Raw genomic sequence first — 13,256 nt, 5'->3', positions numbered from 1 at the left:
ATTTCTAAATAGAATACTAATTTAGTAGGATAGTAATTTATAGTTAAAAAATAATTAAATTGTGATTAGAAGTAGATCTTCAAATATCATGATTATGATGATGAGTAATACAATAACTAAATACTATGGATATAAGTCCATATATACTCCGACCAATTTAAGAAATAAAGATGAGTTTTATCAATGAAAAAAAATCATAATGATTTCTATGCTTTCTTAAAGAAAGAAATAAATGAACTAAAAGTGAGATACTAATTATTAGCAAAAAATTACAAGACATAAGAAAATTAGAAGAAATATACTAATTACTCAAAAAAAATATTAACTAGTGGAAAAAACATACTTAACTTTAGCTAAGTAATTAAAAAAAATAATGTTTTAATCATAATTTTAATCATAATGAATATGAAACCTTTTGAAAAAAGTCATCGTATCTTATCTCATACAGGTTTTTCTGAAAAGCGTGTTTGAGTTTTCTTTAAATGGTTCGTCTATTCTATTTTCTTGTAAAAAAGTCTGACAGTGAGGACTTTGTGTCCAAAACTAAAAAACGTTAATTCCTTGTGTAAATTAACCAAGAAAGGTTAAGCTAAGATAATCCTTATAGTTAATCCTTTAATCCTTATTATAATCTAATAATTTAGATATAGGCAATTTATTTTTGCATTTTTATTTTTGAATTTTATTAAAAATTGCTTCACAATTATCTTGTGAAATAAGAAACCAAAAGTTTAAATAAGAATACCCCAACAGAAATTACTAGCATATTTTAATTAGCTTACAATAAATTAATTAAATTTATTTATACAAATAAAAACTTACTTAAATAAAAAAGCTACTTTAATTAGAGTATAACATTTATCGCGTTAAATAAACTTTTTACCTCTACTATATCTCTAAAATTTGGATAATATATTTTATTGTATCTACTTGAAAACCTAAATTAGAATAACCCTTTTAATTAAAAGAAATAATGACGCTCAAAATAAAAATAATATGAAGTGGTGTATTGGAAAACTATCGATCTATTAATATCGATGTACTTAATATTAACTGAATAATAAATATAAAATCAATTTAATTACAATTATAAAAGCAATTTTTCTATAAAAGCAATTATTCAATCACTAAGCTATTAAAAAGGTGTAATTTTAAGTGTATTATTTTATATAGTAGATTCTTAGATATTCCTGGCATTAGTAGCTTCTTAGATATTCCTGGAATCCAAGCTTACTAGTAAACCACTGATAATTAATTAAATACCAGAAGGTTCAGAAAAATACCAGCAGGTTAAGAAACATTAAAACATTAATTTGTTTCCGCAATGGATGGGATCTGATCTCCACGGGGGGCAGTCGTACCAATCATGACGAGCAAAGAATAAGATGCATGATCTTAAATCCAAGTTACTTATTCCTCAAGTCTATTCTCTAAAATCTAGCTGAATTTTAAGGTGATTTAAGATCTGGTGGAAATTGCTTAGCTAAAATCATATAATTATAATTACCGATTTCTTTTTATAGAAGAGGATTAATCATGGCTATTGAACGAACTTTGTCAATTATCAAGCCGGATGCGGTTGCAAAGAATGTTATTGGTGAAATTTATATGCGTTTTGAGGAGGCTAACCTTAAAATTATTGCAGCAAAAATGCAACATTTGAGTGAGGAACAGGTAAAAGCTTTCTATGCTGTGCATAAAAAACGTCCTTTTTACAAGGATTTAGTTAAATTTATGACTCAGGGTCCCGTGATGATCCAATTACTTGAAGGCGAAAATGCGATTATTAAAAACCGTGAGCTTATGGGAGCCACTAACCCTAAGGAAGCAGTTCCTGGAACGATACGAGGTGACTTTGCAGATTCTATTGATGCCAATGCGGTGCATGGTTCCGACAGTCCAAAGACAGCAAAAGAAGAGATTTCCTTTTTCTTCAAGCCAGAGGAAATTTTTTCGAGTAGCTAAATGTTTAACTTTATTACAACTTATCAAGATCGGATTAATCTTCAACTGAAGAATTTATTACCGGATCCCACACAATCTCCTGAACGTCTGCATCAGGCGATGCATTATGCTGTTATGTCAAGAGGGAAGCGTTTACGTCCTTTATTGGTTTATGCAACGGGGCTTTCTTTTGGAGCTGAGCTAAAACGAATGGATAAAGCAGCTTGTGCTATTGAATTTATTCATTGTTATTCATTGGTGCATGACGATTTGCCGGCAATAGACAATGATAATTATCGGCGAGGCAAGCCCACTTGTCATAGAGCCTTTGATGAGGCAACGGCTATATTAGTAGGCGATGCTTTACAGTCGTTAGCTTTTGAAATATTAGCTCAAGAAAAAAGTACTCGTTTAGTAGCTACTTTAGCTCGTGCTTCAGGTTCTTTAGGTATGGTTGGTGGTCAACAACTTGATTTAGTTCATAAAGGAGGTAATGAGTTTGTTTATCAATTAAAAACAGGAGCCTTATTTCGTGCAGCTGTTGAACTAGGTGCGTTGTGTGCCAATTTCACGAATGAAATCGTACTGCAACAATTGCGTGAACTTGGGACAACTATTGGATTAATTTTTCAATGGCAAGATGATTTAGATGATCAAATTAAAATGGGTATAAAAACGCAAAATTTTATTAGCGAACGTATTGACATGTTGTTTAACAAAATAGAGCAACTAATAAGAACTTTAAATGGTAACACAACTTTTATTAATTTGATAATTAATTCTCTTTATTCCAAAATTTATCATTATCAATAAAGAGGCGCTTAAGCGAAAGAGAAAGAGGTGCTTCAGTACCGTCGGGCACCTAACCAGTCAGAGAGAGGATAATACTTGGCAAAGCTCTTTTCTCAAGGTAGAGTTCTTGAGTGAGTGTTATTTATATTTTAATTTTTATTAAATATTTCAATATATTTAGTATCTTAGCTATTTTTTTCGTTTATTAGTATTTATCGCGTTTGTTCGAAAGCGATTACTAATTTTTTGATATTTTACTTTTTTTTAAAATTAGTTATATGTTTTCTCTCTAATGAAATGTTTTTAATTAACGCAAACAATGGAGTAAGTAATATTTAAACAATGGAGTGAAGTAATACTAGATGGAGTAAGTAATACTAGTAAGTAATACTTATTTTATTAATATTAAGAATTAATAATATTAAAAATTAAGAAATTAAGAATTAAGAAAATTTTTTTAGGCTTTTATTAAGCCAGTAAAGTAGTTGATTGCTATAAAGTAAGTTTTAACGGTGTGTAGATGAAATAAAGATATCAAAAATTTTAATAGGTTTATTCTTAGTGTTAGTAGGGTGATCTTTTAAAAATCAATAATTACTTATGAGCATTTTATTTTAAGTGAATTTTATCTCAAGGTAATTCTGTTTTTGGATTTTTTATGTAATTTTCTCAAATTTCTGAGGATTGTCTTCGAATATTCCCTTATTGATTATGCCGTGCAAATTGTAATTTGGGTTAATTTAAATTAAATCATTTTTTTGAAAAGGCAAAACCATACTGTGTTAGAAAAAGCTGGGCTTGAAAATATTTTTAATATAATTAACTCATGTTCTTTTGTTTGAATTTAGATGCATAGTTATATGTACTATGTACGTTATGTAGTTTTTCTTTTAAAGTTTGTTATTTTTTCTATTTATTTTATGGAATATTTTAAATTTATAGTAAAAAGTATATAAGAGTCCTGTAAGTGATTTTTATATTTCTAGCCTTGTGAGGGCAGCAGTACTTTGTTTAGTTGGTTTAGATTAGATCCTTCTATTTTTGTTTTTCTATAAGTTTTCTATAAGTGTAGAAACTTTAAAATACGTTTGATTTACTTTATTTATTTTGTAATACTAAAGATTTAGTAAAGGTTTAATTTTATTAATATTATATATGATATATGCGCTTCTTCAGTTTTACTCATCGTCACTTCGTTCATCGTCATAAGAGGCTGTCGATTCAATGTCACAATAATATTTTTTAAAAAAGCATTAAAAAGTATTGTTATTGATAAAATATCTTGAGATTAGATGGTGTATCATCCGTTATTTTATTGGTAATGACATTAAAAACTTTATTTTTCTCTGTCTAGGCATTAGAGAGTAATTTTTTCGGATTAATAATTCTTTTAATTGTCTAATGTTTTTTAAACCAAAAATCTTGAAAAGATTTGATTTATCCATTATAATGCATGATAAATGAATAAATGATTTATCGTATTTGGATCAATAAATTTAGCAAAAATTCACTTACCTTTAGATGGTCACCAGAGGTGATTTATTTTGATTATTTTTGATTTAGTATACTAGCATTTTTTAAATAAAAATCAATTGCCTTCTAAGTTATTAGTTCAAGCCTATATAATGCAACAGTGTGTTTTCCTGACTAAGCAGATTTAAAAGTATTAATAGATTGTATTTATATCCACTTGATAAAGAAGTGAGATAGTTTTTCCCTCAGGAATTAAAAAGGTAGTTTTCTTTAGGTAAATTTTTTCTCTATTTTGAATAGGATAGCTTTTAACTGAGAAAATAGTAACCCTGTGAGGATTATTAATAGAATCTCTTGAATGGTTAACTGTGTGTTATTAATAATTGGATAATTTCATTGATATTATTATCAGTGTCTAGTGGCATAGAAGGTAAGGAGGGGATGCCGTTAAATGAAACTTGTATTCTTAAAATACTTCTTACCAATTTTACTTGATTTAGTGTGTGATTTTTAATTGAATAACAGTTTAAGGCAAAAAGTTTGTTAATTGGTTTGAGAATAATACCTTGTTCGTTATCCAACTCTCTTTAGAGAGTTTTGCAGAATATTTAATTTATTGAATACAGTTATCCTTGTTAGTTAGAATGTTCTTAGAATTTCCGTTAAGATTGTTATGTAACTTTCTTCAATAAAAATGTTGTATATTTTTAGTAAATTTGATTAGAAAAAAGGATGTAATCCAAAGGTATTTCAAATAGGCTGCATTTAGGGGGAATATAATATTTGGTTCATCTCTTAAGAGGAAGAATCCTGTAAAAAATGCTTCCTGCTTCAATATTATTTCAAAGCATTTGAATAGATTCGTTTAGACTTTTCTTTTAAGTATGTTTATCGAATGCTTCTTAAGTTTAAGAATTCAGAAAGAGGAATTAAGCAAGAGAATAAAAAAAATTAAAAATTTCGTATAAGCCATTGAAATACTTAGCTAATCATTAAGGTAGGTAATTGCGCAAGTCTTATCTCTATAATAAGCGAGAGATCAGCTAGGCTTAATTTTAGAGTTCGAAGTAATTTGAGTATTTTCAAATATATACAGGTTAGAGTCAGAAATTATAAGTAATTAAAAAATAATGATTTTCAAACATTATTAATATTATTGATTATCGAGTGTTGAGCCACATAAAAAAACATAAAAAATATGGTTATATTAAAATGAAATGTTTTTTATTTTGGTAAGTTCGTATAGTTTAAAATGTAGAAGTAGCAGATGAATTTAGATTGTTTTTATAAAATGTATTATAGTAGTTTTTTTAAAAAATCAGTTAAAAACATAAAACTATCGTAATTAAACTTAAATGTTAAGTTAAAGGTTTTTGATTTTTCTTATTTAAGAAAGTATACAATAATTGAAGTTTTTTATTCAAATATTTTAGGATTAGGGTCTACTTTTAAATGGGTTAAAAGTATGATTAGCTAGTTTTAATTGAGAGAGCAAAATAGTCTTAACAAAAAGCATTGATAAACTTTCCTATTTCATTCCTATAATATCTTTCATTACAAAAGCTATCAATCATAACGAAGAAAGCGTTAAAGAAATTTATAATCCTTTGCAGGGAGAACCGCTTTATTGTTGTACAGATACAGCTTTTGCAATAGATCTATCAGGAAGCTGTACTTATATTGTTTTTGATTTATAAACTTTAGAAAATCCTTCTGACAGCAATTAATTGAGAAGCCTTTAATAAGATACCAGAATTGGAGTGGTTAGAATGATGGGCAGAACCCATACATCTTTATTTCGTGTTCTATTTCGTTTCCATAAATATTTATTTCGTTTAGTAAATAATAACTAAAGAGAAATTGTTTTTATTTCTGATGGTAATTGAAAGACTTTATGTATATGTCTTTCTAGATAGGATGATCCTGCTTTGAATTGTAGCTTTTGTGTAACAGAACAAGAAGAATTGAATGGTAACTTCACATTGTCTAATAATTATTTTGGTAAGTTTGGTTAGCTATTCAGTTCTTAAAAATCTTCTTATAAGATTACTAATGTAGTCATGATGGGGGGGATTGAAAAGCCCGTATTAAATTACAATAATCCTGTTGTGTGGCAAACATACATTTGATCATTCTCAGTATTGAGTCATCCTAAGTATGTTTAGGATTCTGTTATCTCTGTAATGCAATATTTTTATCCAGAAAATTGGGTAGTTTTGGCTATTTCTTTCCATGCTTTCCAACGATGCATTGCGAAATATTTTTGTTCCATTTAAATCAACAGTCTCCTTTGGAGACATTAATAATTTCCTATTAAGATTACTATTTTACGAGGAAACAAGCATTTCATCACGTTTAAAATATGTAATAAATGATTAGGGATATTAGGGTTTAAGAGAGACTTAGTGAAAAGCATAACAAGCTGATTTGGTTTCCCTTTTTGGGCTCCCGCGTATATGGGGCATATATTATGCGTATATGCATAACCCTTGTAAAATTAATTTCATTTTTTCATATTTTTGTTTGGGGGACTATTGATTCCTGCTTCATGGAAGAAAGGTATTACACCTTTTTAAAAATAGTTGGTTAAGTTAAAAGTTTTAATAAGCGTGGGCCTTGTTCGGTGAACGTAAGTGAATGATATTGCAGGTGGTGGTAGTCAATTAGCAGAAGACTTTCAAAATTCTGCACAAGAGAGTATTCATCAATACTAACTTAGAACTGTATGTATTGTGCTTCTAAAAAAGAAGCTTCTAGTATTGTAATCTATGAGTAATTGAATATAAACAAGAATGATGTGCTTCTAGAAAGTCATTAACTTAGCTATAATATAAATTAACTATTACCACTAGGAATGTTACCATGACGGAAAGTGTAATTAAAGATATGGAAATTCATGCCGAATTATCTAATAGAGTTATTAAAACGCCTGGAATTTTATTGCGTGAGGCTCGTCAAGCTCAAAATCTCAAATATGAGGATGTAGCGAAACAAATACATTTAAGCGTTCAGTGGGTAAAAAATCTAGAAAAGGATAACTATTCCCAAGCGCCTGCTTTAATTTATGTGCGGGGTTATTTGCGTGCATATGCTCGCTGTATTGGACTTATTCCAGAAGAAATTATGGCTGCATTTGACGCTCTAGCTTTAAATAAGGAGTTTGAGCGCATTAAAGCGAGAGAAGAAAAACCAGTTAAACATCAAGCAGTTCCTGTAATTTCACGTTCAACTCGAATGATTACTCGTAAAACAATTCGTTGGATCACTTTTTTTGCTCTGAGTATTTTGATGATATTAATTGGTATTTGGTGGCATGAAAAAAAACACTTTATCTTACAAATTCAATCAGTGATGGTACCAAGTCAAGAATTACTCTTAAAAGAAACAGCGAAAAAATCAAAGCTACCTGAAACATCAACAACAAAAAATAAGATGATTTTTTCAGGAATAGATCATTGATAAAAACCATCAAAGCGATTCGGGGAATGAGAGATGTCCTCCCTGATGAGACACCTTATTGCGCTTTCCTTGAAGACACATTTAGAACCATTATCACTTCTTATGGATATCGAGAAATCCGCTTTCCTGTTCTAGAGCAAACTGCTTTATTTAAACGTACGATCGGTGAAGCTACGGATATTGTAGAAAAAGAAATGTATACCTTTTTAGATCGCAATGGAGAAAGCCTCACGTTACGCCCTGAAGGAACGATTAGTTGCGTTCGAGCAGGCATTCAAAATGGTGTTTTTTACAATCAAACTCAACAACGATTATGGTATATAGGACCTATGTTTCGTTATGAGCGTCCTCAAAAAGGACGCTATCGTCAATTTTATCAAGTTGGTGTGGAAACCTATGGAATAGGCAATCCTGCTATTGATGCTGAATTAATTTTAATAGGCCGTCGTTTTTGGAAAATGCTGGGTTTAGAGAAATACATTACTTTAGAATTAAATACCTTGGGCACCTTGAATTGCCGACTCCATTATCGGGAAAAACTGATTAATTATTTGGAGTCGCGAAAAACAGAATTAGATGAAGAGAGTCAGCGACGTCTAATGAGCAATCCCTTACGGATTTTAGATAGTAAAAATCCTATCCTACAAACTATTATTATGGAAGCTCCAAAACTTTTGGATTATTTAGATGATGAATCTCGTCGTCATTGGGATAAATTACAAGCTTTCTTAGAAGAAGCGGGATTATCTTATATTATTAATCCCACCTTAGTTAGAGGGTTAGATTACTATACTCACACTGTTTTTGAATGGGTAACGAGCCAATTAGGTGCTCAGGGGACTGTCTGTGCAGGAGGACGATATGATGATCTCGTTGAGCAAATGGGGGATCGCTCAACACCAGCAGCTGGATTTGCTGCTGGTTTAGAACGGATCGTCTTACTGTTGCAAGCGAGGTGGGAGTGCGTTATGCATTCGGATATTTATCTCGTGGCAGAAGGGGACTCGGCAGTGAAACGGGGATTGATGGTAGCAGAACAACTTCGTGATGCATTACCCAGCTTGATTATTGAGACACATCTTAGTGGAGGTAGTTTTAAAAGTCAATTGAGACGTGCGGGTAAAAGCGGTGCAAAATGGGTACTAGTGATTGGTGAAGAAGAAATGAAAACGAATACAGTAACCCTTAAATCTTTATGTGAAACATTACCAAAACAACAACTCAAAAATAATCAATTAATACCTTATTTACGTGAAAAAATTTACATAAATAAACAATGTAACTATCCATCTTTTTCATTGTGTAGAAAGCAATGAGGATATGATAAAATGACATACTATATTTTCAATAAAAAATAAATTAAAATAATTGAAAAACTGGTGGTACGATTACATTAGTTCTATTTTTCTTGTTAAGAAAATAATAAAATTTTAATTGGTTTTAGTTGGTAACAGTATTGGAATCGCTGCTATATTGAGAAAATTGCTATATTGAGAACAATATAGAGCTTTACGATTTTTATACTTCATTTTAACTACTACTAATCAACTTAAATTAGAAAAAACAAATTAATTAATGAACAGGTTGCGAAAAAATACCTGAAAACTGCTTATGGAGAGATAGCATTTATTATGAAATGCTACTAGCATTACTAAATGCTAGTACTAAGATACTACTAAGAATGATGTAATACAAAAAATTGTACAGGGGGGGTTACTAAAGCAATTGCATTGGGTGATCTATAATTCTGCCCTTTTATACCCCATTATAGTAGATTACTAAATTTATGAACTGCTCAAATATATCTTCCTCAAAACCAGTTTAATCAAGTGTGAGATTTTTTCAAAAATTAATTATTTTACTTTTAATACCCTTATTGAAAATTTAAGGGCGATATTTATGCTGCGCAATAGGTAATACGGCAGCCTCTCTGAAAAATCTTATAAAGCAGTATAAAATAAAGTAAAAGCTATTGAGATTGATGCTCTGTATTTACAAATGAAAACATCCAGATAAGAATTAAGTCTTTCTTTTCAATAAAAGTGGCGTGGAGTGGGGGGATAAAAGGTATAAAAATGGTTCCAATCATCGCGATTGTTGGGCGACCAAATGTTGGTAAATCGACATTATTTAATTGTTTAACGAAAAGTCGAGTAGCATTAGTGGCTGATGTTCCTGGAGTTACACGGGATCGTCAATATGGAAAAACGATAATTGAATCCCAACCTATCTTGGTGGTAGATACGGGGGGATTAATAGATTCAGAAAAATCTACCATGAGAGTATTTGTGGAAACTCAAGTAAATCACGTACTTGAAGAATCAGACTGTATTTTATTTTTGATGGATGCAAAAACAGGCCTTACTCCTACTGATGAAATAATAGCAGAGCAATTACGGAAGAAAAATAAGAAAATCTTTTTTGTGGTTAATAAAGTAGATGGAACTGAAGCGGAAACAGTTCGAAGCGAATTTTATCGATTAGGCTTTCATCAACTTTATCTAATTTCGGCAAAAAAAAATCGTGGTATTAAACACTTGATGACTAGTCTTCTGAGTGAATTGCCTTTAGGAAAAAAAGTTATTGAAAAAGATATTCTTGAAAAGGAAACAAGAATTAAAATTGCGGTAATTGGTCGACCGAATGTTGGAAAATCTACACTTATTAATCGATTGTTAGGTGAAGAACGCGTTATTGTCTATGAAAAACCTGGCACAACGCGAGACAGTATTTATATTCCTTTTTTACATAGGAATAAAAACTATACCTTAATTGATACGGCAGGTATTCGAAGGCGATCAAGAATTGATAATCAAGTAGAAAAATTTTCAATTATTAAATCAATGCAAGCTATGCATGTTGCTGATGTGATTATTTTTGTTTTAAATGCTCGTGAAGGTGTAAGCAAGCAGGATTTACGATTGTTAAATTTAATTATTGAATCTGGTGTTCCTTTAGTAATAGTTGTTAATAAATGGGATAGTTTAGAAAACTATGAACGCAAACTAGTAAAACAAGACATCGATCGAAAAATGTTTTTTACAGATTTTACTCACCTTTGTTTTATTTCTGCATTAGAAGGAATGGGTTTAGAAAAATTATTTCTAGCAATTGAGCAATCTTACCAATCGACTCAGCAGAAATTAACTACAAGTGAACTAACGAAAACTTTGGAAAAAGCAGTTTTAGAGCATGAACCCCCATTAGTGCAAGGTCGACGCATTCGCTTACGGTTTGCGCATCTTGGTAGTCGTCATCCTTTAACTATTATTATCTATGGAAAACAAACTCAATCTCTTCCTCAATCGTACTCTCGCTACCTTGCTAATTATTTTCGAAAAACATTTAATTTTATTGGAGTTTCCGTTCACATTAAATTAAAAACTAATCTTAATCATTATAAAAAATTTAACCAATAACTATTTTTCTTACTTTTTGTAAAAAATTCTCTATAAGTGCTCCTAATCTAAAAATCAAACACATAGCGATAATTGACATTAAAGTTTTAAGAGTTATTGTTTGTTGGGTATGGGTTAAAACTTCTTGAATATCTAGTTTTAGATAATTAAAAAGTTATTGCATGTTTTAATGAAGATTGAATATAATTTGATCAATTTAAGTTAACTCTTCAAGAAGCACATTATTATCTATCGGGAAGGTTCCTGCGAAACTTAAGGCGTATCACCTGCCTGATTGAAGTACTTGTGTCCTAAAAAATTCAAAAAAGTGTTGATAGAAATACAAAAAGTCTTAAATACAAAAAGTCTTTTAGAATAATTAAGTAGTATTAATCATATGTCAGTTTTTTCACTGATCTTTTCTTGAAGTAGTGATTTTATTTCGATTTCACACTGTTAGGAAATATTGAATTAAGACCCAGTCTCTTTGGGAAACTCTCTATTTATAATAGAAATAATAGAAGTGCCACTCATAAAAAAATGATAAGTATCATGTATTAAGTATCATGTATTATATATAAGGTAGCAAAAGAAATTCATGTTACGCTTGCTAGTATAGTAAAGTTAATAACTTAAACACCAATTAATTTTCAACGTAATATAATTAAGTCAAAATAAAAAAACATTCATGCTAATTGGACAAATAGCGATTTCTTCGTAAATTGATGAACAGTCTAGTATATAAATGAGAGCTTGAAATGGAAGTGTTAAAAAAATAAAGCATGCCCATAATTATCAATATATTTGCTGTAATACTTACTTAAAAGAAATTAAGAGTTTATGAAAAGGATCAGAATGAACTAGGGGGGGGCTTTTGGGTTTATCTGCTACAAATACAAAATTATCAGAAGTGATACTCCAACAATCAATAAAATTAAAATGTTTTAAAAAACTCCATGCTTATATAATTTTGTTTAAATTAATTTTAAAGTTAACGTGATTAATGCAAAAGGTAATACAATAAGATCACTGGTATTATCTATACAAATTTTTGTTTTTCCGACCAACATTTTTATGAATAAACGAAGAAAAATCATGCTGATAGAGATAAGTAGAATGTTAGTCTAGAAACTATCAATTAGCTGTGTGTAATCACTAATGAAAATTACCCTGATAAAATTTACACAACTAGATCAAAAGCAAAGCTAAGAGCACCTATCTTTGTTTCAAAAGATGACAGCTAAATCTTCTTAAATATCTAGAAAAGGCTATTTTAAATATGCTTCAAGTCATTGGAGTAATGAGAGCGGCGTTAAGCCCGCTCTTTTAAATCCTTAACAATGATCATAATAGTAGATTTGTGTATTAGTTTGATAATTTGCGATAATTAAGGAAGCGACAATAATAAATAGAATCAAAAAGATCAGTAATTTATCTTCTGATTATTATAGATGAAGCACCATGGAGAAGATAAGAATTTATAATCCATTAGAATACATATAGAGTTAAATGTAATTCATTATTTATCTCCAGGAAAGTTATTTATTACTCTTCTAATATTTAATGTCGTAATGAACATATCGAGATAAACGGTCCAAAAAACTAACTATTTGCGTAGAGGGATTTTTACCTTTTAGAAAATAATAAGTTTTTAAAATTTAAAAAAATTGCTTATTTTCTATTCCTGTTTTAGATGATCTAGGTTGATATCCTACAGTCTCTATAAAATTATAATATTGATCTAGAACGATTATTTTATTTAGTTTGGCTGGTTGGTATTTCTGTATAAATTTTCTCAAGGAAAGAATTTATTTGTCTTTTCGATAGTTGTACTGAAATTCAATCTCCAACTTTAAGAGCTATTATTTTTTGAATGATTAGATTTTGGTGAAGGTGAGCAAAAGGGTACACCCCCTAGCCTATAGGGTTATAACGGGCTTATCTATCGTTTGAAATATTTAAGCTAAGCATAAACAGCCCTTGTTTTAACTGATTAAAATTTTAATTTATCGTCATGATTATTTTAAGAAAGTCGGTGATAGTATACAAAGTAATTTAATTTGACGGTAATTAGCTTCTAAACCCTGATTCGGGGGGGGGATTAAACGTACAGACCACTATGATTGGTTACAATTGAAGTCCTGAGAGTCATGTAATTGAGTAGTTATTAAATGACTTAAGTGTCGTTGC

General features: G+C 29.9%; 5 protein-coding genes. All 5 read left to right on the top strand.

Annotated elements, in window-relative coordinates:
- Window positions 1–1,536: 1,536 nt before the first annotated feature.
- The 5 genes from ndk to der all read left to right on the top strand — a co-directional run bounded on the left by ndk (window position 1,537) and on the right by der (window position 11,087).
- Entirely contained in the window at window positions 1,537–1,965 is a 429-nt protein-coding gene (gene ndk, locus CLERM_RS01645; protein ID WP_102156866.1) for a nucleoside-diphosphate kinase, read from the top strand.
- Window positions 1,966–2,757: a polyprenyl synthetase family protein gene (locus tag CLERM_RS01640; RefSeq protein WP_102156865.1), complete on the top strand. Its 792-nt coding sequence runs from the start codon at window positions 1,966–1,968 to the stop codon at window positions 2,755–2,757.
- Window positions 2,758–7,071: 4,314 nt separating this feature from the next.
- Window positions 7,072–7,668 carry a helix-turn-helix domain-containing protein gene (locus CLERM_RS01635; protein ID WP_102156864.1) on the top strand — a complete coding sequence of 199 codons (597 nt, stop codon included), beginning with the start codon at window positions 7,072–7,074 and terminating at the stop codon, window positions 7,666–7,668.
- Window positions 7,665–8,984 carry a histidine--tRNA ligase gene (gene hisS / locus CLERM_RS01630; protein ID WP_102156863.1) on the top strand — a complete coding sequence of 440 codons (1,320 nt, stop codon included), beginning with the start codon at window positions 7,665–7,667 and terminating at the stop codon, window positions 8,982–8,984. Before CLERM_RS01635 ends, hisS begins: the two co-directional genes overlap by 4 nt.
- Window positions 8,985–9,743: 759 nt before the next feature.
- Entirely contained in the window at window positions 9,744–11,087 is a 1,344-nt protein-coding gene (der, locus tag CLERM_RS01625; RefSeq protein ID WP_102156862.1) for a ribosome biogenesis GTPase Der, read from the top strand.
- Window positions 11,088–13,256: the final 2,169 nt, after the last annotated feature.

Origin of the sequence: Coxiella-like endosymbiont, from assembly GCF_002871095.1 — a bacterium.
Taxonomy (GTDB): domain Bacteria; phylum Pseudomonadota; class Gammaproteobacteria; order Coxiellales; family Coxiellaceae; genus Coxiella.
Note: the sequence above shows the minus strand (reverse complement) of the source record. Positions and strands in the feature narration are given on the sequence as shown.